The sequence below is a fragment of the Psychromonas saccharinae genome, from assembly GCF_051201515.1.
Lineage (GTDB): Bacteria > Pseudomonadota > Gammaproteobacteria > Enterobacterales > Psychromonadaceae > Psychromonas.
The window spans coordinates 1,112,952-1,136,371 of sequence record NZ_CP195153.1; the positions used below are offsets into that span (position 1 = coordinate 1,112,952).

The following is a 23,420-nucleotide window of genomic DNA, read 5'->3' on the forward strand; positions in this document are numbered from 1 at the left end:
TGCTAAGCTAAGTCCTCTACTAAATACCGTTTAAATGGAAATGTATTAATGCTTAAACAGTTAACAGATTGGTATCAATATCGTTTTAAAGATCCAAATTTGAGTGTGTTATTCTTATTATTAATTATTGCTTTCTTTACGATTTATTTTTTTGGAAATATTCTTGCGCCTTTGTTTGTTGCACTTGTACTCGCTTATTTATTAGATTGGCCGGTGCATTACTTAACGCGTTTTAAAATTAACCGGTCTATTGCTACGTTTATTGTAATGACGTTATTTATCTCCGTCGCTATTTTTGCTTTTCTTGGTGTATTACCAACCGTTTTTAAACAGGGGACTGGGTTAATTCGAGATTTACCCGCCATGTTTAATCAGGTTCAAGATTATGTATTGCGTTTACCAAGCCTTTATCCCGATGCGATTGATCCCGTTACTATTACTCATATTGTTGAAAATTTACGAACCTATCTTCTTGATAGTGGAGGCTTTTTATTATCACGCTCCTTTGCCTCTTTACTTAATATTGCAGCGCTAATTGTTTACGCGATTCTTGTGCCATTAATGATGACATTTATGCTTAAGGATAAAACTGTTTTAATGAATAGCGTTGTTAAATTTTTACCTGAAAATCGTAAATTAGCAAATCAAGTTTGGATTGAAATGAATGGTCAAATCATGAATTATATTCGTGGTAAAGTTGTTGAGATTCTCATTGTTGGGGTGATGACTTATTTTACATTCTTCTTTATGGATTTACGTTATTCTGCCTTGCTAGCAATGTTGGTTGGTTTGTCTGTGTTAATTCCTTATATTGGTGCTGCCGCAGTAACTGTCCCCGTCGCTATTGTTGCTTTCTTTCAATGGGGACCTTCAATTGACTTTGTTTACTTGATGGTTGCTTATTTTATCGTGCAAGCGATAGATGGGAACTTAATCGTGCCTATTTTATTCTCTGAAGCAGTTAATTTACATCCGGTGTTAATTATCATCTCTGTGTTAATATTTGGTGGTCTGTGGGGATTTTGGGGGGTGTTCTTTGCAATACCTCTCGCTACTTTAGTTAAAGCCGTTATTAATGCTTGGCCAAGCCGTGAGCAGTTAGCTAATTTTGGTAAGGATCAAGAAGAGGCTTAAAGGTAAAAGACAAATAAAAAGAGCAATTAAGCTCTTTTTATTGATAATGGTAAAATGGTAGATTAGCTATTTTTTAAGTAATCGAGCACCACTTGGTGATGATCTTTTGTTTTGAATTTATCAAATACCTTTTCAATGTTACCCTGTTCATCGATTAAAAAACTAATACGATGAATACCATCATAAATTTTCCCCATGAACTTTTTTTCACCCCAAACACCAAATGCATCAGCTATCGCATGGTCTTCGTCTGAAAGTAAAGGGAAGTTAAGTTCTTTTTTATTTACGAAATTGGCCAGTTTTTTTACTGGATCAGGGCTAATACCATATATTAGTGTATTGTGTTCAGCCAATTCATCTTTAACATCGCGTAAACCACAGGCTTGTGTAATACAACCAGGCGTTAACGCTTTTGGATAAAAGTAAATTAATACTTTTTTACCAGCAAAATCAGCAGAGGATACGGTATTTCCCTGATCATCTTGCAAGTTGAAAGAAGGGGCTTGATCACCAGCGACTAATCTATTCATAATACTCTCTTATATTGTTATTGGACTTATAAAGCCTTTAGGTTTTAAAGCAAGTAAATTGCAGTTGATGTTATCTATAACTTGTTCCGCAGTATGGCCTAATAATGTAGCACTTAAGCCTGTTCGTCCAACACTACCTAAAATGACTAATTGTGCATCAATTTCATTTGCAACTTCACAAATGACATCTTCTGCTAAACCTTGTTTAAGATGGACTTGGGGAGCTGGAATATTATAGCTTTGCGCATATTCATTTAAAGTTTTCTGATGGAATTTTTGTAAATCATTTTCATAATTAATTGGATCAAATTCTGGTAACTCTAACATGATATTCATTGGTGGCGTTGGATACGCATTCACTAAATGCATATTTGCATTCAGTGTGGTTGCAATGCTTTGTGCTTCTTTTAATATTTCGGCATTAAGTTCATGATGTTCATCATCTTGAATACTTTTACAATCTATTGCACATAAAATATTACTGTTTTCAGGCCATGATGGATGTTTAACTAACAAGACCGGGACAGGACATTTTCGTAATAAATTCCAATCCGTTGGTGTAAAGAGTATTGCACTTAATTTAGGGTGTTGATGTGTTGATTTAATGACTAAATCATACTCATTTTTTAGAATTTCAATAATTGCAGCTTGGAAAGGGCGGTGATGCCAAACCACCTGTGTTGCAATGTGAATACCTTGCTCTTTGTAAGGTGCTGCTAATGTGTTCAGCCATTCTTGATTTTCCTTAACGACAATACTGCGCATAGTTTGCTGCTCTTCACTGGAGCTTAGTGAGGTCATTTCAAAACTTAAATCATAACAGCATACAAATAATGTTAATTTTATTTTGCTATCCTTTTTAGCAAAATCAACGGCGCGTTCCAGTGCTGGTTGGGATTCTTTAGTTGGGTCAATGTAGACTAAAATATTATGAAAATTAAACATAGTCGCTCCCTAGTGGAGAATAATAAGGTACTTATAATTTAGATCATATATTTTAAAATCGGTAGCCTTTTCATGATGAAAAGGCTATTTCTTTGAGGAAGGTTTCAGAACGAAGTTATTTATTAGCCTTTTTTGTTTTCACCTGCTAATTCAGCTAACATCGTTTCATTCAATATACTGATATATTTTCCTTTTACTGCGATCATTTCATTTTTTTGGAAGCGCCCAAGAAGACGACTAATTGTTTCTACCGTTAGGCCTAAATAATTACCAATATCGCCACGGGTCATAGACAGACGAAATTCTCGAGGAGAAAAACCGCGCTTTGCAAAACGTGTTGATAAATTATAAATAAACGAAGCAAGACGTTCTTCCGCATTCTTTTTCGATAACAACAAAATCATGTTTTGATCGCCAACAATTTCATTACTCATTAGACGTAAAATTTGTTGTCTGAGTTTCGGCATGGTTGTTGAAAGTTCATCAAGTGTGTCATACGGGATTTCACAAATCATCGCGGTTTCAAGCGCTTGTGAAAAACTTGGATGTGTACCTGTACTAATTCCATCAAATCCCACTAAATCACCGGCAAGATGAAATGCTGTAATTTGTTCATCACCTTGTTCAGTTATTGTGTAAGATTTTAATGTGCCAGAACGTATCGCGTAGAGACACTTCATTTCCTGACCAGCTTTAAAGATTTCTTGGCCTTTTTGAATTGGTTTTTTACGTTCAATGATTTCATCCAAACGATCCAGTTCTGTCTCGTTTAATGAGTAAGGAATACATAATTGGTTTATGCTGCAATCTTGGCAACGAATTGCACAGCTACCATTCTGAATACGATTTGTATTGCTTTTATCCATAGTTCTTCATGTTCCAATTTTGATTTAAATCAATATTATCATTATTTCGCGTTGCTTTGAATAGTTTCGGTTCATTTGTGTCATGATCCCTACATTTATTATTTATATTTATGGTTAATGTAAAAATAAGAGGGGGTAACGTTGCGTCATTTTAGTGAATAAGCTAATTGAAAAGCATAATAAAAAAGACAGTAAAAAAATAAAGGCGCTTTGAAGCGCCTTTATTTTAATTGAGGGATAAACTAAATGTTTTGTAAGATAGCACTTACAGATTCTTTAGCATCACCAAGTAACATGTCTGAATTTTCTTTAAAGAATAATGGGTTTTGAACGCCAGCATAACCAGCCCCCATTGAACGTTTAAATACGATTACTTTTTCAGATTCCCATACATGTAGAACAGGCATTCCTGAAATAGGTGTACCAGGCTCGTTTGCTGCTGGGTTAACGGTATCGTTTGCACCAATAACAAGTACCATATCAGTTTCAGGGAAGTCTTCGTTGATTTCATCCATTTCTAATACAATATCGTAAGGGACTTTAGATTCTGCAAGTAATACGTTCATGTGACCAGGTAAACGGCCCGCTACAGGGTGAATACCAAAACGTACGTTTTTACCTTTCTCACGTAGTTTTTTAGTTAATTCAGCAACAGGATATTGCGCTTGAGCAACAGCCATACCGTATCCAGGTACGATAATAATGTTTTTAGCTGCAAGTAATCCTTCAGCTACTTCCTGTGCAGATGTTTCTGTGTGTTCGCCTTGTTCATCATCACCTGATTGAGCGAATTCTTCATTCCCAAAGCCACCTAGAATAACACTGGCAAATGAACGGTTCATTGCTTTACACATAATGTAAGAAAGGATTGCACCACTTGAACCAACTAACGCACCTGTAATGATAAGTAAGTCATTTGCAAGCATGAAACCAGTTGCTGCAGCAGCCCAACCAGAATATGAATTAAGCATAGAAACAACAACAGGCATATCAGCACCACCGATTGATGCAACTAAATGCCAACCAAATGCTAATGCAATAAGTGTCATGATGATTAATGCTGGTAAGCCTAAGTCACCTGATACAAAGCTAACGAGTAACAATGCAGCAGCAGTAACAGCAGCAATATTGATCCAGTTTTTACCTGGTAAAGATAATGCTGAGCTGTTTACTTTACCGCTGAGTTTACCATAAGCCACTAATGAACCCGTGAAGGTCACTGCACCAATAAAGATGCCTAAAAATATTTCTACATCGTGGATAGTTTTTGCAGCGCCGATTAAAACATGGTGATCAAAATAGGTGTTGAAACCAATAACTGTAGCTGCAAGACCGACAAAACTATGTAGGATAGCAATAAGCTCAGGCATTGATGTCATTTCAACTTTTAATGCTAAACGCACACCAATACCAGCACCAACTGCCATTGCGATAGTAATATAACCTAAACCAGATACCTGTGAACTCGCAATCGTTGCAAATACAGCGATGATCATACCGATAATACCGAATAGGTTACCGCGGCGAGCACTTTCTTGGCTGCTTAAGCCATTAAGACTACCAATAAATAGGATGGCTGCAACAACATATGAAGCAGTAATTAATCCTTGAGACATAATTATTTATCCTTCTGGAACATTTTCAACATACGGTGTGTAACGGTAAAGCCACCCACAATGTTGATGGTCGCGATCAGAATCGCAATCGTAGATAACAAAGTGACAACTGCACTGTCACTACCAACCTGTAAGAGTGCACCGATGATAATGATGCCACTAATTGCATTGGTTACACTCATTAGTGGTGTATGGAGTGAATGAGCAACATTCCAAACAACGCCATAACCAACAATACAGGCAAGCATAAATACGGTGAAGTGAGCTAGGAAGTCCGTTGGCGCTGAGTCTGCTAGCCAACCGAATAAACCAACTGCAACGACTGCAAGTGCGGGTTTAATCCATTTATTAATTGCTTTTTCTTCTTCAACAACTTCTTCAACAGTTTCTGCTGCTTTAGGGGCTGGTGCTGCACTCACTTTGATTGCTGGAGGCGGCCAAGATATTTCGCCTTCTTTAACAACCGTTGCGCCACGTACAACTTCATCTTCAAAGTCAATATTGATAGTGCCATCTTTGTCTTTACAAAGTAACTTCATCAAATTAACAAGATTGGTTGCGTATAATTGGCTTGACTGTGTTGGTAGACGGCTTGGAAGATCCGTATAACCAATTATTTTTACACCATTTTCAGTTTCAAATACTTCATCTTTAACTGTTAATGCTGCATTACCACCGGCGGCAGCGGCTAGGTCAACAATCACACTACCTGACTTCATTGACGCTATCATTTCTTCAGTGATAAGCAGTGGAGCAGGTTTGCCAGGAATAAGCGCTGTTGTAATGATGATATCAACATCTTTCGCTTGTTCAGCCATCATTTCTGCTTGCGCTTGTTGATAACCTTCACTCATGGCTTTTGCATAACCCGTCGTGCTGACTTCTTCTTCTTCCTCATAATCAACGACAAGGAATTCAGCACCCATACTTTCAACTTGTTCTTTTACTTCAGGACGCGTATCAAAAGCACGTACAATTGCACCTAAACTACCCGCTGCACCAAGTGCGGCTAAGCCCGCAACACCTGCGCCAATAATAAGTACTTTTGCTGGTGGTACTTTACCTGCTGCTGTAATTTGTCCAGTAAAGAAACGACCAAATTGGTTTGCAGCTTCAATGACAGCTCGGTAACCTGCAATGTTTGCCATTGAACTTAGTGCATCAAGTGCTTGAGCACGAGATGTACGAGGAACTGAATCCATTGCAATAACGTTGATGTTTTTCGCTTCTAATTGTTTTAATAATTCAGGATTCTGTGCAGGCCAAATGAAACTAACTAAGGTTGCACCTTCTTTGATTAATTCAATTTCTGCATCAGTTGGCGCATTAACTTTAAAGATAATGTCCGATTGCCATACTGCTGAATTATCAGTTGCAATGTCAGCGCCTGAGTCTTGGTAAGCTTGATCAGAAAAGCTAGCTGCTATTCCGGCGTTTGTTTCGACAAGAAAAGTAAAACCTTGTTTGATCAGCAACTCAACGGTTTTCGGCGTTGCTGAAACGCGATTTTCACTCTCTTGGATCTCTCTAGGTATACCTATTTGCATAGTAAGTCCATGATCGGTTGTTATTTTGGTGAATCGATTTTACGTACAATAAATACAGAAAAGTTAGATCTAGATCATTTTCCGTTTGTATTTATACGTATTTGCATTTAATTATTTATATACCATTGTTAGGCGTTGTCACTCTTTTTACATCTTGGTTTGTCTTTGCAGTAAGTCCGACAAAAAAGAACGTTTGACAGTGTTATAGGCAAACTACTTGGAAATGACTAATAACGTTTCTCCATATTCAAGTAGTTTGCTTATAATCACGAAATATCGGATTTAATTCTGCATTATCCAAAAGATTAACTGACCTGAACAATGACTGCTTTAAAAAGTCAGATATAAATATTAGAGAATAATGGTGACTAAGGCTACTATTTTCAACGTTAAATCTTGATTTTTCTTAACAATATTGTTACTTCATATAACAATTGATTATATAAAAAGCAGAATCAATGAATTAATCTTTGATAAAAGGAGGGGGGCAATCAAACGTTATTCTTTCATTAGTTGAAGGGTGCGTTAACGTAATACTACCTGCATGCAATGCAAGCCGCCCTGGAGAAAGTTTAATGCCAAAATCAGTGGCATAAAACTCATCCCCGACAATTGCATGACCTATCGCTTGCATATGAACGCGCAATTGATGAGTTCTTCCCGTTAAGGGGGTTAAACAAACTAAGGTTGAATGTTCTTCACGTTTTATGACTTGCCATTTAGTTTGAGACTGTTTGCCTTGTTCATGGTCGACAATTTGTCGCGGGCGATTATCCCAATCACAGCGGATAGGCAAATCCACGAGTCCGGAATCTTCTTTGATAATGCCCTCAACGCGTGCGTAATAAGTTTTATTAATAACTTTTTGTTGAAATTGACGGCCCATATGGCTTTGGGCTGATTTTCGCATTGCTAAAATGATAATGCCAGATGTGGCTAAATCAAGGCGATGAACAACACAGGCTTCAGGCCAAACACGCAACACACGTAATGCGAGGCTATCCTTATGTTTTATTTCTCTACCTGGGACGCTTAATAATCCTGCTGGTTTATTTAAAACCACAATATCGTCATCTTGATAAATAATATCGAGGTAAGGCGATTGTGGTGGGTAGTAAACAAAATTGGGCATATAAAGTACCAGTTATAAAGAGGGATAGTTACGAGCTTCTAGCGACGACATTTTCCATTCGTTGCTAGAAACTCGTGACTCGTCGCTGAGGTTATATCAAGATTGTGTCGAAACAATAAATCGAATTGCATCAAGTTTCAATTGCGTTTGATTCAATATTTGTTCAAATTCAGCTTGTTGATCACGCACATATTGAATTTCTTCTTCTCGTATATTCGGATTTACTGCTTGAAGTGCCTGTAGTCGATCGCGTTCTTGTTGTAAGGTTTGTTGCATCTCTTGCTTAGCTTGATCAATCACTTCTTGCATTAATGATTGTGCTCTTGGCAGGGAATCTTTAATTAATTGATGAATCAAAGGTTGTGACGTATTGGTTATTTTACGACTAATGTGACGATTCACAGGGCTTAGTTGACGGTTAAAGCTATCAAATGTCACATTTTGTCCCAGATCCTTTGCATTTTTATCAAGCAATAAACGAATTGGTGTTGTGGGTAAAAAACGACTTAATTGCGCATTATCTGTATTTAAAGCTTCCACAACATAAATAAGCTCGAGGAATGTTGAAGCGGGAGGCAATGAGTTATTTTTTAATAGTGCGACAGATGTTGTTCCAGTATCGGAACTCAGTATCATCTCCATACCACCGGTGATCATTGGATGTTCCCAAGTAAGGTATTGAACATCGTCACGGCTTAGTGCTGTTCGACGATTAAACGTGACGGTTGCACCATCTTCATTTAATCCAGGGAAATCAGATGTCAGCATATGTTCTGTCGGGCGAATCACTAAACAATGCTCACTTTGATCTTCTTGCTGAACACCAACAACATCAAATAGCTCAAGTGCATATTGAGTAAAATCAGGTTTTTGATCTAGTTCTGTTAAATCATCGATTAATTCACTAGGGTGTAAAATACCGCTAGAATTAATTTCAAGTAAACGATCACGGCCTTGTTCAAGTTGCTTCTTAAGCTGTTCATTAAGGTTACGGCTAGTATTAATTATTTTTTCTAGTTGGTTATCGTCATTATCACCCGTTGCCAATAACTCAATTAAATCACCTTTAATTGTTTCGTATATAGTCAAACCAGTGGGTGTTGTTTGAGTAAAGGCTGATAATCCCTGTTCATACCAATTTTGTAGATACTCTTGAGAAGTGCCTTTTAAGTAAGGAGTGTAAATTTGAATATCACAGCGCTGCCCGATTCTATCTAAGCGTCCAATACGTTGCTCTAGTAGGTCGGGATTAGTCGGAAGATCAAATAAAACCAATTGGTGAGAAAATTGAAAATTACGGCCTTCAGAACCAATTTCTGAACACACCATTATTTGCGCACCATCTTCGGGATCTGCAAAGTAAGCGGCTGCTTTATCACGTTCGATAAGGGATAAGCCCTCATGAAAAACAGCAACCTTAACTGCTTCGCGTGTACGTAATGCTTCTTCAATCGCCAATGCGGTTTTAGCCTGAGCTGCAATAATGAGTATTTTTTCATTTTTTAATTGACTTGTAAGGTCAATAAGCCAATTGATACGCGGATCAAATTGACACCATGAATTACTTTCTTCACCTTCAAACTTTTGGTAAATTTGTTCTGGGTAAAGTGCCGTAAATGCTTGTTCTTCAATGGTGCCGGATGGCAGCATTTTTGATACTTTTAAGGCTGTTTTATATTGTTCTGGTAGCGGCAATGCAATGGATTTTAAGCAACGTTTAGGGAAGCCTTGAATAGCTGAACGTGTATTACGGAACAATAAGCGACCTGTGCCATGGCGATCAAGTAAATTAGAAATTAACTCGTATTGTGCTTTCTGTCTTTCCGTTTGATCTAGGTCTATATCATCAATAATATTAAAAAGTGGCTGAACATCTTGTTCACTAAGCAATTCAGTAATACTATTTTTAGACATATCAGTTAGTCGTTGATTATCAAGTAATTGATTAACTGCATCGACAACGGGTTTATATCCTGTTTCTTCATTAGCGAATTTTTGATAATCGAAGAAACGATTTGGGTCTAATAAACGAAGACGTGCAAAGTGACTTTGATGACCTAATTGCTCAGGTGTTGCTGTGAGTAGTAGAACACCCGGTATGATATTAGCTAAAGCTTCAACAACTTGATATTCACGGCTTGGTTTTAATTCATCCCAAATCAGGTGATGTGCTTCATCAACGATTAATAAATCCCATTCTGCTTCAAGCGCATGTTCAAAATGTTTTTTCTTACGTAAAAGATTAATACTGCACAGTACCAATTGTTCTGTTTCAAAGGGATTTATTTCATCCAAATAGGCTTCGTTACAGCGTTCATCATCAAAAATGCTAAAATGCAAATTAAAACGGCGAACCATTTCAACTAACCATTGGTGCTGAAGGTTTTCCGGTAAAACAATCAAAACACGTTTTGCGCGGCCAGTAAGTAATTGCTGATGAATAATTAAACCCGCTTCAATGGTTTTCCCAAGACCCACTTCATCGGCCAATAAAATTCGAGGGGCATGACGGCGACCGACTTCTTCTGCAATGTAAAGTTGGTGGGGAATTAGATCTACACGCGCACCAATTAATCCACGTAAACTAGATTTTTGTTGAGCATGTTGTTCTACTAAGCTGTGATAACGTAAAACATAACGGCTAAATTTATCAATTTGTCCTGCAAAAAGTTTATCCTGCGGTTTATTGAATTTAATAAAATTATTTAAAAAAGTCTCTTTTAGTTTGCAAGGTTCACCGGTATCCACACGTCTGCCACTGTAGATAATTAAATTTTCAGTTTCATCAATCTCACTAACTAATAGTTTCCATTCATCGTGGCTGAGTATTTCGTCTCCAATATTAAAACGTACACGGGTAATCGGAGCCTCTTCGATAGAGTAAAGGCGTTGTTCTCCAGATGCAGAAAATAATAGGGTTAACATGCGGCCTTCAATCGCGACGATTGTACCTAATCCCAACTCAGATTCAGCATCACTGATCCAACGTTGGCCCAAAGAAAATGTCATAAAATATCACTCAAAATAAAACGGAAAAAGAAAGGGCGCTATGTTACCTAAATCTCAATGCAAGGTGCTAGTCATAAAACAATAAAATTTGTATTTTATTTATCGTTAAATCATTAATGAATAAGATTGGTTGTTTTTAAACGCTTTTATTAAATAATAGCCCAAGGTAGATAGTCAGCAAGAAAACTAAATTAGCAAATGGTAGATACACGATTAATTGCTATGTTGATATTTATATAATGAATGGTAATTGGGATAGAGATTTAAATAAGTGTCAGTTAATAGGATGGTTATATTAACCAATATATTGAATTTATCTGAATAGGATCAGACAGTGGCCAAATAAATGAAGAAATAGCTGATTTGGTTGTAAAGTAATCAGTTGAAATTTAAATGTAAATAAACGCTTGCCAATGTGATTCGGATCTCTATAATGCGCATCCACGGAAACGGGAACGACGCAAGTCAAACCGGTTACTGAGAGCATCACAAACGCATAAGCGCTTCAAATTTCGATTTGAAATTAAGTTTGCCGATAGGCTTTTTTCATGTTTTAAAAGATTTAGTATCTTTTATAAAACATTAAATATAAGACCTTGACATTGTTCGAAAGGCGCGTAATATACGCCGCCTAGCCGAAAGGCTTGCTCTTTAACAATTTAATCAAACAATCTGTGTGCGCATTGATAGTCGATTTCAAAATAGTCCTTCGGGACAAAAATCAATATCAGTGACACACGAATTAATTCATTAATTCAGAATAACAAAAGAACGTAAGTTCTTTAGTTTTAGTCAGTAATATTGAGTCGCAGCGAAAGCTGCAAATTAAACTTTAAATTGAAGAGTTTGATCATGGCTCAGATTGAACGCTGGCGGCAGGCTTAACACATGCAAGTCGAACGGTAACATAACTAGCTTGCTAGTTGATGACGAGTGGCGGACGGGTGAGTAATGCTTGGGTATATGCCAATAGGTGGGGGACAACAGTTGGAAACGACTGCTAATACCGCATAATCTCTTCGGAGCAAAGTAGGGGACCTTCGGGCCTTACGCCTATTGATTAGCCCAAGTGGGATTAGCTAGTTGGTAAGGTAATGGCTTACCAAGGCGACGATCCCTAGCTGGTCTTAGAGGATGACCAGCCACACTGGAACTGAGACACGGTCCAGACTCCTACGGGAGGCAGCAGTGGGGAATATTGCACAATGGGGGAAACCCTGATGCAGCCATGCCGCGTGTGTGAAGAAGGCTTTCGGGTTGTAAAGCACTTTCAGCGAGGAGGAAAGGGTAGTAGTCAATAACTGCTATCTGTGACGTTACTCGCAGAAGAAGCACCGGCTAACTCCGTGCCAGCAGCCGCGGTAATACGGAGGGTGCGAGCGTTAATCGGAATTACTGGGCGTAAAGCGCGTGTAGGTGGTTAATTAAGTCAGATGTGAAAGCCCAGGGCTCAACCCTGGAACTGCATTTGAAACTGGTTAACTAGAGTTTTGTAGAGGGTGGTAGAATTTCAGGTGTAGCGGTGAAATGCGTAGAGATCTGAAGGAATACCAGTGGCGAAGGCGGCCACCTGGACAGTAACTGACACTGAGACGCGAAGGCGTGGGGAGCAAACGGGATTAGATACCCCGGTAGTCCACGCAGTAAACGATGTCTATTAGAAGTTTGTGGCTATATGCCGTGGGTTTCAAAGCTAACGCATTAAATAGACCGCCTGGGGAGTACGGCCGCAAGGTTAAAACTCAAATGAATTGACGGGGGCCCGCACAAGCGGTGGAGCATGTGGTTTAATTCGATGCAACGCGAAGAACCTTACCATCCCTTGACATCCAGAGAATCTGTTAGAGATAGTAGAGTGCCTTCGGGAACTCTGAGACAGGTGCTGCATGGCTGTCGTCAGCTCGTGTTGTGAAATGTTGGGTTAAGTCCCGCAACGAGCGCAACCCTTATCCTTAGTTGCCAGCACGTAATGGTGGGAACTCTAGGGAGACTGCCGGTGATAAACCGGAGGAAGGTGGGGACGACGTCAAGTCATCATGGCCCTTACGGGATGGGCTACACACGTGCTACAATGGCAAATACAAAGGGTTGCTAACCTGCGAGGGTATGCGAATCTCATAAAGTTTGTCGTAGTCCGGATCGGAGTCTGCAACTCGACTCCGTGAAGTTGGAATCGCTAGTAATCGTGGATCAGAATGCCACGGTGAATACGTTCCCGGGCCTTGTACACACCGCCCGTCACACCATGGGAGTGGGCTGCACCAGAAGTCATTAGCTTAACCTTTCGGGGATGGCGATGACCACGGTGTGGTTCATGACTGGGGTGAAGTCGTAACAAGGTAGCCCTAGGGGAACCTGGGGCTGGATCACCTCCTTACGTATCGAGACGGCTATTAGTGCCCACACAGATTGTTTGATTAGAATGATAAAGTGCAAAAGTTCCGGGTCCCCATCGTCTAGAGGCCTAGGACACCGCCCTTTCACGGCGGTAACAGGGGTTCAAATCCCCTTGGGGATACCACTACCATACGAAAAGATACTTAATCTTTTCTTATATTCTTTGTAAACCCAATGAAAAGTACTCTACAAGCAGAAAAGCTTATAAAGTGTTTTTTAACACTGCTCTTTAACAATTAGGAAAGCTGATAAAGTTCTTATTTATCAACCACATTACAATTTATTGTGATGTATAGATAAATATAAACGAAATTGTTCTCAATTATTAAAACCAAGGTTTTAGTAATTGTAATCAAGCAAAAATAAATGTTATTCAAATTGATACTTTGAATAACGTACGTATCTACGAGTTAATTTAATTAACTCTAGGTGCACGAAAAGCGCAAATGCGTTTTTCATATGTAAAATATGAGAAATCGCAAGCGTCTTGGAAACAACATGCAATGTCTTTAGATATTGTATGGTTAAGTGAATAAGCGTGCACGGTGGATGCCTAGGCAATTAGAGGCGATGAAGGACGTGGTAATCTGCGATAAGTCCAGGGGAGTTGATAACAAACGTTATATCCTGGAATCTCCGAATGGGGCAACCCGGCACTTCGGTGTCATCGCTTAGTGAATACATAGCTAAGCGAAGCGAACGAGGGGAACTGAAACATCTAAGTACCCTTAGGAAAAGAAATCAACCGAGATCCCGAAAGTAGCGGCGAGCGAAATTGGGTCAGCCCTTAAGCTTATTAAAAGTTAGTGGAATGCTCTGGAAAGTGCAACGGTACAAGGTGATAGTCCTGTACACCAAAACTTCTTCTAAGTGAAATCGAGTAGGTCGGAGCACGAGAAATTCTGACTGAATATGGGGGGACCATCCTCCAAGGCTAAATACTCCTAATTGACCGATAGTGAACCAGTACCGTGAGGGAAAGGCGAAAAGAACCCCTGTGAGGGGAGTGAAATAGAACCTGAAACCGTGTACGTACAAGCAGTAGGAGCGGATTTATTCCGTGACTGCGTACCTTTTGTATAATGGGTCAACGACTTAATTTCAGTAGCAAGGTTAACCATCTAGGGTAGCCGTAGGGAAACCGAGTCTTAACTGGGCGATTAGTTGCTGGGATTAGACCCGAAACTTGGTGATCTAGCCATGAGCAGGTTGAAGGTTGAGTAACATCAACTGGAGGACCGAACCCACTAATGTTGAAAAATTAGGGGATGACTTGTGGCTGGGGGTGAAAGGCCAATCAAACCAAGAGATAGCTGGTTCTCCTCGAAAGCTATTTAGGTAGCGCCTCGTGTATCACTGTTGGGGGTAGAGCACTGTTTGGGCTAGGGGGTCATCCCGACTTACCAACCCCATGCAAACTCCGAATACCAACAAGTGCAATCACGGGAGACACACGGCGGGTGCTAACGTCCGTCGTGGAAAGGGAAACAACCCAGACCGCCAGCTAAGGTCCCAAAGTATATGTTAAGTGGGAAACGATGTGGAAAGGCTCAGACAGCCAGGAGGTTGGCTTAGAAGCAGCCATCCTTTAAAGAAAGCGTAATAGCTCACTGGTCGAGTCGGTCTGCGCGGAAGATTTAACGGGGCTAAACATATCACCGAAGCTGCGGACGCGTATTTATATGCGTGGTAGAGGAGCGTTCTGTAAGCCGTCGAAGGGAAAGGTGTAAACCATCCTGGAGGTATCAGAAGTGCGAATGTTGACATGAGTAACGATAAGGGGGGTGAAAAACCTCCCCGCCGGAAGACCAAGGGTTCCTGTCCAACGTTAATCGGGGCAGGGTGAGTCGACCCCTAAGGCGAGGCCGAAAGGCGTAGTCGATGGGAAACGGGTTAATATTCCCGTACCCTTATATTTTGCGATGGGAGGACGGAGAAGGCTAGGTGGGCCTGGCGATGGTTGTCCAGGTTCAAGTGCGTAGGCAGGTGTTTTAGGTAAATCCGGAACACTATATGCTGAGACACGATGTCGAGTCACTACGGTGATGAAGTCATTGATGCCATACTTCCAGGAAAAGTCTCTAAGCTTCAGGAATATAAGGATCGTACCCCAAACCGACACAGGTGGTCAGGTAGAGAATACCAAGGCGCTTGAGAGAACTCGGGTGAAGGAACTAGGCAAAATGGTACCGTAACTTCGGGAGAAGGTACGCCGATGGAGGTGATGAGATTTACTCTCTAAGCCCCTGTCGGCCGAAGATACCAGATGGCTGCAACTGTTTATTAAAAACACAGCACTGTGCAAAATCGCAAGATGACGTATACGGTGTGACGCCTGCCCGGTGCCGGAAGGTTAATTGATGGGGTTAGACTTAGGTCGAAGCTCTTGATCGAAGCCCCGGTAAACGGCGGCCGTAACTATAACGGTCCTAAGGTAGCGAAATTCCTTGTCGGGTAAGTTCCGACCTGCACGAATGGCGTAATGATGGCCATGCTGTCTCCACCCGAGACTCAGTGAAGTTGAAATCGCTGTGAAGATGCAGTGTACCCGCGGCTAGACGGAAAGACCCCGTGAACCTTTACTACAGCTTAGCAGTGAACTTAGAGCCTACATGTGTAGGATAGGTGGGAGGCTTTGAAACGTTGTCGCCAGATGACGTGGAGCCAACCTTGAAATACCACCCTTGTATGTTTTGAGTTCTAACCATGGCCCCTGAATCGGGGTTTGGGACACTGTTTGGTGGGTAGTTTGACTGGGGCGGTCTCCTCCCAAAGAGTAACGGAGGAGTACGAAGGTTGGCTAATCACGGTCGGACATCGTGAGGTTAGTACAATGGTATAAGCCAGCTTAACTGCGAGACAGACACGTCGAGCAGGTACGAAAGTAGGTCATAGTGATCCGGTGGTTCTGAATGGAAGGGCCATCGCTCAACGGATAAAAGGTACTCCGGGGATAACAGGCTGATACCGCCCAAGAGTTCATATCGACGGCGGTGTTTGGCACCTCGATGTCGGCTCATCACATCCTGGGGCTGAAGTCGGTCCCAAGGGTATGGCTGTTCGCCATTTAAAGTGGTACGCGAGCTGGGTTTAGAACGTCGTGAGACAGTTCGGTCCCTATCTGCCGTGGGCGTTTGAGAATTGAGAGGAGCTGCTCCTAGTACGAGAGGACCGGAGTGGACGAACCGCTGGTGTTTGGGTTGTCATGCCAATGGCATTGCCCAGTAGCTACGTTCGGAATCGATAACCGCTGAAAGCATCTAAGCGGGAAGCGAGCCTCAAGATGAGTTCTCACTGGAGATTTAATCTCCCTAAAGGGCCGTTGAAGACTACAACGTTGATAGGCAAGGTGTGTAAGTACGGTAACGTATTGAGCTAACTTGTACTAATTACCCGTGAGGCTTAACCATACAATGTCTAAGTACATTGGTTGGACCAAGTCAACTTAAGAAATAAGCTTGCGAAGCGTATTTTACGAATGCAAAGATTAGATAAATAAAGAACAAGAATCAAACAGCTTTTCTAATTACTTTTTATGCTTGGCGACACTAGCGCTGTGGTCCCACCTGATTCCATGCCGAACTCAGAAGTGAAACGCAGTTGCGCCGATGGTAGTGTGGGGTTTCCCCATGTGAGAGTAGGGCATCGCCAAGCGCCTAATTAAACAAACCCAGTAGGTCTTTTCTTACTGGGTTTTTTTAATTCTGATGATTTACAGATAACCTACGGAGAGTAGGGGCGAGTATCGCGACAGCGATGTTTCACGAGCGGAGGAGCTCCGCGACGACTGTTATCGCCAAGCGCCTAATAAACGATAAATCCCTGTTGACTAACGTCAGCAGGGATTTTTTCGTTTAAGCGTTTGAAGAGAAGATCACTAGAGAGTAGAGCGAGTTTGCCGATAGATAAAATGCATGATCGCAAGGTTCTTCTTTTTTGTTTTTTTAACGCCGATATTTAGAGGGAGATATGCCCTGCAATTTTGTGAAGATATGCGTAAAACTACTTTGGTTAGTAAATCCAACGGTATCGGATATTTGACTTAATGATAATTTTCCATTTTCCAGTAGTTCTTTTGCTAAATTAAAGCGTTTTTGTAAAATATATTGATGTGGTGTCGTGCCGGTTTGTTTCTTGAAAATTGCATAAAATTGGCTTTCGCAGAGAAATGCACAACCCGCTAATTGTGCGATACTTATTTTTCGCCTGATATTTTTCATTATGTATGCATCGATTCTATCCATATCCAGTCTCTGTTTTGTACACCGAGTCGTGTTGATGTGGCGTTGTAGTAAGGCAATTAGCGTATTGTTACATGCCAGCCCTAGCTCAATATCATCGGGATTAGTTTGTATTTCTAATGCAAGTAGGTGAGTTAATTGCTGTAAGCGATGATCTAACTGAAAAAATGTATTACCTGTAAAAAGCTGGTTCATTCTATCACAGTCATGCCTTTCCAATGACGTTTCACAGGGAAGGTTGAGAATCATTAATTGGGATGCATCAATACCGCTAAAGGCATGTTCAGAACTTGCCACAATCGCACAACCTTGTCCTGGTATGATTAAATCTTCGCTACCTTCAATATTGAATTCAGCACGACCTTGTAAACCAATAACTAGCTGATTATGACTATGATCATGATGTTTGAGTTCATGTGGTAGTCCGATAACCTCTGTTGGTTTGAATGCGTTGGCAAATTGATTGTTCAATAATTATCTCCATCCTTCGACTTATCGAATATTCTGTAATAGTTATACCAATCGTAATAATTAGCTGATCTATTTTGCTGGTTAAAATAGTTTATTTCTTTGTTGAAAGTTTCGTTAAGGGAACAACCATTAAAGAATTAATGTCTTTATATTAATTCTCACGTTAGAGGATTCACTTGTTAATCTCTCGGTAGTGGCAACTTTCGCCTCAAACTAAACCATTTTCCAGTGCAAAATTTAGATAACATATTTAATACAATTGGTACTAATAATAGGATATTGGTAAATCTAGCAAAATTTAAACCATTTATTTTGGTTCAATTTTTTATTTAATAAATCAAAAAAGTGTAATAATTTATCCGTCTAAAAAATTGTTAGAGTTTCTAACGTATTGTATTATCGATATATTGTTTGTGTTTATTAATATAAATCATAATTTACTATATTGATGTCCACTACTTTGATTATTTCTATCTGTGCACCAAAAGCGTCTAGGAGTGCACAAAAATATACTTTCTTCATTATTTCTTTCCAAGTTTGCTAATGAGATTGTTTGTTATTTTCTATTCTTAATTATTTATCTTCAGAGTTTTTTACTTATTTTACGTAGTTTTTAATAATTTTTTTACGTCGTTAATAAATATGATGTATCCATATTTATTGGATTAGGTTTTATTTGCTCGCTTTTTAATGGGGAATAACGATGACTAAATTTACTGCTCGACATACATTACAACCCTCTTTTATTGAAAAATCATTAAATGAGTTATGGTCATTTATTTCACCTTTATATCGTGTTGATGAAGGCGAATGGTTAACTCAACTTATTCCAATGGCAAGTGCTTCAAATCAAGAGAAAACCATTATTACGGAGCATTCTTCGGCGCTTATTGCGCGGATACGAAAAGATAAAAAAGCAATTCAGATGATTGATGCTTTGTTGCTTGAGTATAGCCTAGACACACGAGAAGGGATTTTACTGATGTGCTTGGCCGAAGCATTGATGCGTATTCCAGACAAAGCGACAGCAGATGCATTGATTCGTGATAAATTAAGCATTGCAGATTGGAAATCACATTTAAAAAAATCAGACTCATTATTTGTTAATGCATCTACCTGGGGGTTATTACTAACGGGGAAGGTGATTAATCTGGATAGTAGTAAAAATCACGAATCTTCCAAAATACTTAACCGTTTAGTAAACAAATTTTCTGAGCCCGTGATTAGAGAAGTAATGAATCAAGCAATGAAAATTATGGGGTTTCAATTTGTATTGGGGCGTAATATTGCAGAAGCACAAAAAAAAGGGAGTCCTTATACAGGCAAGGGATATACCTATTCTTTTGATATGCTTGGTGAATCGGCACTAACGACGGAAGATGCTCAAAAATATTTTTCTGATTATATGATGGCCGTTGAATCCGTCGGTACGAATCAGCATCCTGGCACGCGCAATCCAATTCCTACTAGTGTGTCTATTAAGTTATCTGCATTACATCCGCGTTATGATGTGGCCAATAGCGAGCGTGTTTTATCGGAAATGTATGCGTCTTTGTTGGTATTAATCAAACGAGCTCGACAGCTTGATGTGAGTTTGACCATTGATGCCGAAGAAGCGGATCGTCTTGAGCTTTCTTTACATTTATTTGAAAAAGTCTATCGTGATCCTGTCACACAAGGGTGGGGAAAATTAGGTATTGTCGTGCAAGCTTATTCTAAACGCGCATTACCGGTATTGACTTGGTTAGCGGGTTTAGCAAAAGATCAAGGTGATTGCATCCCATTACGATTAGTAAAAGGTGCCTATTGGGATTCAGAGCTTAAAATTTCTCAGCAAAATGGTTATGACAATTATTGTGTTTATACACGTAAAGAATCGACTGATGTTTCTTACTTAGCCTGTGCACGCTTTCTTTTATCCGACCATTTGCAGGGACTTATCTATCCTCAATTTGCAACTCATAATGCGCATACTGTTGCGTCGATTGCTGCAATGGCAACACATAATGGCTATGAATTTCAACGTTTGCACGGAATGGCCGATGCTTTATATGAGCATGCGATTGATATTTTTAATTGTAATGTCCGTATTTATGCTCCCGTCGGAAGTCATAAGGATCTACTGCCTTATTTAGTGCGCCGTTTACTTGAGAATGGTGCTAATAGCTCTTTTGTGCATCGTATTGTTGATGCAAGTTGTCCTATTGAGTCATTAATTGAACATCCCGTTGATACATTATTGCGGCGACCTACATTGCATAATGGATTATTGCCTTTACCGCTTGATATTTTTGCAGATAGAAAGAATTCACGCGGGCTTAATGTTGATATTGAATATGAATCAACACCATTTTATGAATCGATTAATAGTGAAATGGAAAAGCACTGGCACTTCGGCCCAATTATATCAGGTCAAAAATATTATCCTCAACAAGACTCTTTGGCAACACTAACGCACTGTATCAGCGCTCCTTATGATTATCGTGTCTTAGTGGGATCGGTTCTTTTTTCCGATCAACAACAAATAGATAATGCAATAAAATCCGCATTTGATTTTTTTCCAAGCTGGTCAAAAACCGATGTGAATGAACGGGCAAAGTCAATTCAAATCTTAGCGGATCTGCTTGAAGATAATCGCCTAGAACTCATTGCTTTATGCCATAAAGAAGCTGGTAAAACTATTCACGATTGTATCGATGAGATCCGTGAAGCCGTTGATTTTTGCCGATACTATGCCCAGCAAGCGACGGAGCATTATTCATCGCCTAGAGCAATCACTGGATTCGATGAAATCACGCGTCAGGTCGAACGACAAGGCAAAGGTGTTTTTGTCTGTATTAGTCCTTGGAATTTTCCTCTGGCTATTTTTCTTGGGCAAATTACAGCGGCTTTAGTCAGTGGTAATACTGTTATTGCAAAACCAGCCGAACAAACGTCGTTAATTGCAGTCCGAGCCATTGAACTGATGATTGAGGCCGGTATTCCCGTTGAAGCTATTCATATTTTGCCGGGGACAGGGAGCGAAGTCGGGAGTGCCTTGATAGCGGACCATCGAGTTTCAGGTGTCGTGTTTACGGGTTCAACGGAAACGGCTCAACGGATTAATCGTAGTTTAGCGGAAAGGCAAATCGAACCAGCCACATTGATTGCAGAAACAGGCGGTCAGAATGCAATGATTGTTGATAGTACGGCATTACCTGAGCAAGTTGTTCGGGATGTACTTCGTTCTGCATTTGCTTCTGCTGGGCAACGTTGTTCAGCCTTACGTGTTTTATTTATTCAAGAGGATATTGCCGATAAAGTGATACATCTTATCAGTGGAGCAATGCAAGAATTGAAGGTCGGTTTACCTTACTTACACCAGAGTGATGTTGGACCAATTATCGATTTACCCGCAAAACAGAAATTACAACATTACATTGATGATATGCTGAAAACCCATCAACTTGTCGGTCAGGCTAAATTAGATGAAACTTGTCAGCATGGCTATTTTATCGCACCAACTGCCATAGAAATCAACGAAATTAGTGCATTAGAAAATGAACAGTTTGGGCCAATTTTACATATTATTCGTTATAAAGCGGCACAAATCGATAGCATTATTGATCAAATTAATCATACCGGTTTTGGTTTGACGATGGGAGTCCATAGTCGAAATGAAGTAAGTTATTTACATATTGCTCAGCGAAGTCGGGTGGGGAACTGTTATATCAATCGCGATCAGGTTGGAGCGGTTGTTGGTGTTCAGGCATTCGGTGGACAAGGTTTATCAGGAACAGGACCAAAGGCTGGCGGCCCGAATTATCTATTGCGTTTTAGCCAGCAAGTTGATGTGACTGCTATGCCTACTTCTGAGTATTTATAAGGATTGTTATTATGAAAAATAAAATTAATCAGATTCTTAAACAAGCCGATGCACAATGGGAGTCATGGAATGAATTAGGAGTAACAGTCCGATCTCAATTATTGCTTAGCTGGGCCGATGAAATTGCACAGCATGCTACTTTTGCAACCATGCCCGCTAAGATGGTTCGCTATCAGGTTAATCAAGGTTTACCTGTTATTGAAGAAGTGCGAATGATGCCGGGACCAACGGGGGAAAGCAATGAATTATATAGTGCAGGACGCGGTACTTTTATCCTCTGTGGTAATCATGATGCTTCTTCTAGTGCATTCGTTGGCATGATGACGTCTGCATTATTGGCGGGGAATTGTGTCGTGATATCATTACCTGAGGCCCTAAGTGACATAGCCGACAAACTCCTTTCGACATTGCTTTCGGTTGGGATCCCTGAATATGTTATTCAAATTGCACCGGTGGGCTCAACGAGGTTATTGATAAGCGAACCTGCTACAGCTGGTGTTATTTATGCGGGAGATAGGACCGAGGTGATTGAAATGAATCAACTATTGGCAGAACGTGAGGGATTATTAGCACAATTCATTACTGAAACAGAGCTAACCTTACTTTCTACAATTACGGACACGTATTATATATTACGATTTATTACTGAAAAAACACGGACGATTAATATTACGGCGATAGGAGGAAATGCTGCATTATTGGCGTTAGGTAGTGGGGATTAATTTGTATTAATGTATTGTTTTCATTGTTTGTTAGATGAGACAAAAGTCACTTACCAACCCGCATGAAACTAGAATAAGCCTTGGATAGCGAGTTGTCTTGGTAACGGGTATATACAGGGGATGTCTAGTTTTGTGATGGGGTGAGGTAAGCGCTTCACCCTACTTGATACCATATTTTTGATGATAATCCGTTAGTTAATGTGGGGTTAACTCGCCACTTGCTCATTGGTAGTGACTTCATCGCTGATTTCAGTCACTTGTTCTGTGTCATTTTCATCATTATCACTTTGAACATCGGTTAATTCCGTTGTATTTTGAGTTTTGAAAATAGATAAATCTGCAAATAAGTTTTGAATAAATTCGGGGAAAATACTAGAAGATGCGTCAGTTTCTTCTGCGTCTGCTGTTTTCGCCGCATCAACGATTTCTTTATCCGTGGCAATAGTTTCATCGGTTTCTGTTGCTTCGCTCTCAGAGGTGGCGCTGTTCGTTGTTGCCGCTGCTTGAGTTGTATCTAAACTGGCGTCTGCATCATTGTCTGTGGCGGCATCAGTACTACTGTCCGTTTCACTATCCGTTGATATGGTATTATTTTGTCCAGTAAATGCGTCAATTAAGCTACTTGCAATATCATTTCCTAAATTCGTGAATTGAGATTGCACACCTGTTTTTAAACTTTGACTTAATAGTTCGTTGTTATTTAGTCCTGTTGCGCTGCTTAAATTTAATCCTGACTGTGCTGCATTGATGAGATTATTCGCTGCACTGGAAACCCCTGAAGCATTGACGTTTGAACTAGCCGTTGCAAGTTGCTGAGCAAAAGAAGATGCCATTGCTTCAGCCTGTTGGGTCTTCTCGATATTATTTTTTAGTACACTTGCACTGCTAGTTTGTAGTGCTTCAGCTGAATTGATGGTTGTCATTATGGCCTACCTTAGTTTTTTA

12 protein-coding genes, 1 tRNA gene and 3 rRNA genes are annotated in these 23,420 nt (G+C 40.1%); 7 read left to right on the forward strand and 9 right to left on the reverse strand.

The window, feature by feature from the left end:
- Positions 1-48 precede the first annotated feature (48 nt).
- Positions 49-1,134: an AI-2E family transporter gene (locus ACR30L_RS05005; RefSeq protein ID WP_435236938.1), complete on the forward strand. Its 1,086-nt coding sequence runs from the start codon at positions 49-51 to the stop codon at positions 1,132-1,134.
- 62 nt (positions 1,135-1,196) lie between these two features.
- Here the strand turns inward: ACR30L_RS05005 and bcp are convergent, their stop codons facing one another.
- From bcp to rapA, 7 genes are all read right to left on the reverse strand, one after another.
- On the reverse strand, positions 1,197-1,664 hold the full coding sequence (gene bcp / locus ACR30L_RS05010; protein ID WP_435236939.1) for a thioredoxin-dependent thiol peroxidase: 468 nt from the start codon (positions 1,662-1,664) through the stop codon (positions 1,197-1,199).
- A gap of 9 nt (positions 1,665-1,673) precedes the next feature.
- Positions 1,674-2,609 carry a universal stress protein UspE gene (gene uspE, locus ACR30L_RS05015; protein WP_435236940.1) on the reverse strand — a complete coding sequence of 312 codons (936 nt, stop codon included), beginning with the start codon at positions 2,607-2,609 and terminating at the stop codon, positions 1,674-1,676.
- Positions 2,610-2,731: 122 nt separating this feature from the next.
- A complete protein-coding gene (locus ACR30L_RS05020; RefSeq protein ID WP_435236941.1) occupies positions 2,732-3,475 on the reverse strand; it encodes an FNR family transcription factor in 744 nt (247 codons plus the stop codon).
- A 242-nt stretch (positions 3,476-3,717) separates the two neighbouring features.
- Positions 3,718-5,091 (reverse strand): Re/Si-specific NAD(P)(+) transhydrogenase subunit beta, encoded by a 1,374-nt coding sequence (gene pntB, locus ACR30L_RS05025; protein ID WP_435236942.1) that lies wholly within the window; start codon positions 5,089-5,091, stop codon positions 3,718-3,720.
- Positions 5,092-5,093: 2 nt separating this feature from the next.
- Positions 5,094-6,638: a Re/Si-specific NAD(P)(+) transhydrogenase subunit alpha gene (locus ACR30L_RS05030; RefSeq protein WP_435236943.1), complete on the reverse strand. Its 1,545-nt coding sequence runs from the start codon at positions 6,636-6,638 to the stop codon at positions 5,094-5,096.
- A 463-nt stretch (positions 6,639-7,101) separates the two neighbouring features.
- Positions 7,102-7,770, reverse strand: a complete 669-nt coding sequence (locus ACR30L_RS05035; RefSeq protein ID WP_435236944.1) for an RluA family pseudouridine synthase — start codon at positions 7,768-7,770, stop codon at positions 7,102-7,104.
- Between the two features lie 96 nt (positions 7,771-7,866).
- Positions 7,867-10,779: an RNA polymerase-associated protein RapA gene (rapA, locus tag ACR30L_RS05040; RefSeq protein WP_435236945.1), complete on the reverse strand. Its 2,913-nt coding sequence runs from the start codon at positions 10,777-10,779 to the stop codon at positions 7,867-7,869.
- Positions 10,780-11,613: 834 nt separating this feature from the next.
- Between rapA and ACR30L_RS05045 the strand changes: the two genes are divergently transcribed.
- The 4 genes from ACR30L_RS05045 (at position 11,614) to rrf (ending at position 16,830) form a co-directional block, all read left to right on the forward strand.
- Positions 11,614-13,156 (forward strand): 16S ribosomal RNA (locus ACR30L_RS05045).
- A gap of 68 nt (positions 13,157-13,224) precedes the next feature.
- Positions 13,225-13,300: transfer RNA gene (locus ACR30L_RS05050), tRNA-Glu, on the forward strand.
- 398 nt (positions 13,301-13,698) lie between these two features.
- Positions 13,699-16,586: ribosomal RNA gene (locus tag ACR30L_RS05055) — 23S ribosomal RNA — on the forward strand.
- A gap of 128 nt (positions 16,587-16,714) precedes the next feature.
- A 5S ribosomal RNA gene (gene rrf / locus ACR30L_RS05060) occupies positions 16,715-16,830 on the forward strand.
- The 16S, 23S and 5S rRNA genes sit together here with 1 tRNA gene alongside, the layout of an rRNA operon.
- Before the next feature lie 290 nt (positions 16,831-17,120).
- On the opposite strand, the gene ACR30L_RS05065 is transcribed toward rrf, so the two are convergent.
- Complete coding sequence (locus ACR30L_RS05065; protein WP_435236946.1) at positions 17,121-17,888, reverse strand: AraC family transcriptional regulator; 768 nt, start codon at positions 17,886-17,888, stop codon at positions 17,121-17,123.
- 703 nt (positions 17,889-18,591) lie between these two features.
- Between ACR30L_RS05065 and putA the strand changes: the two genes are divergently transcribed.
- Complete coding sequence (gene putA / locus ACR30L_RS05070; protein WP_435236947.1) at positions 18,592-21,753, forward strand: bifunctional proline dehydrogenase/L-glutamate gamma-semialdehyde dehydrogenase PutA; 3,162 nt, start codon at positions 18,592-18,594, stop codon at positions 21,751-21,753.
- 11 nt (positions 21,754-21,764) lie between these two features.
- Positions 21,765-22,475: a hypothetical protein gene (locus ACR30L_RS05075; protein ID WP_435236948.1), complete on the forward strand. Its 711-nt coding sequence runs from the start codon at positions 21,765-21,767 to the stop codon at positions 22,473-22,475.
- A gap of 206 nt (positions 22,476-22,681) precedes the next feature.
- On the opposite strand, the gene ACR30L_RS05080 is transcribed toward ACR30L_RS05075, so the two are convergent.
- Positions 22,682-23,398 carry a hypothetical protein gene (locus ACR30L_RS05080; RefSeq protein WP_435236949.1) on the reverse strand — a complete coding sequence of 239 codons (717 nt, stop codon included), beginning with the start codon at positions 23,396-23,398 and terminating at the stop codon, positions 22,682-22,684.
- Positions 23,399-23,420: the final 22 nt, after the last annotated feature.

What these genes read in the sequence shown, in the direction of transcription:
- ACR30L_RS05005 (WP_435236938.1), top strand. Translation starts at nt 49, where the DNA reads ATGCTTAAACAGTTAACAGATTGGTATCAATATCGTTTTAAAGATCCA.
- bcp (WP_435236939.1), bottom strand. Translation starts at nt 1,664, where the DNA reads ATGAATAGATTAGTCGCTGGTGATCAAGCCCCTTCTTTCAACTTGCAA.
- uspE (WP_435236940.1), bottom strand. Translation starts at nt 2,609, where the DNA reads ATGTTTAATTTTCATAATATTTTAGTCTACATTGACCCAACTAAAGAA.
- ACR30L_RS05020 (WP_435236941.1), bottom strand. Translation starts at nt 3,475, where the DNA reads ATGGATAAAAGCAATACAAATCGTATTCAGAATGGTAGCTGTGCAATT.
- pntB (WP_435236942.1), bottom strand. Translation starts at nt 5,091, where the DNA reads ATGTCTCAAGGATTAATTACTGCTTCATATGTTGTTGCAGCCATCCTA.
- ACR30L_RS05030 (WP_435236943.1), bottom strand. Translation starts at nt 6,638, where the DNA reads ATGCAAATAGGTATACCTAGAGAGATCCAAGAGAGTGAAAATCGCGTT.
- ACR30L_RS05035 (WP_435236944.1), bottom strand. Translation starts at nt 7,770, where the DNA reads ATGCCCAATTTTGTTTACTACCCACCACAATCGCCTTACCTCGATATT.
- rapA (WP_435236945.1), bottom strand. Translation starts at nt 10,779, where the DNA reads ATGACATTTTCTTTGGGCCAACGTTGGATCAGTGATGCTGAATCTGAG.
- putA (WP_435236947.1), top strand. Translation starts at nt 18,592, where the DNA reads ATGACTAAATTTACTGCTCGACATACATTACAACCCTCTTTTATTGAA.
- ACR30L_RS05075 (WP_435236948.1), top strand. Translation starts at nt 21,765, where the DNA reads ATGAAAAATAAAATTAATCAGATTCTTAAACAAGCCGATGCACAATGG.
- ACR30L_RS05080 (WP_435236949.1), bottom strand. Translation starts at nt 23,398, where the DNA reads ATGACAACCATCAATTCAGCTGAAGCACTACAAACTAGCAGTGCAAGT.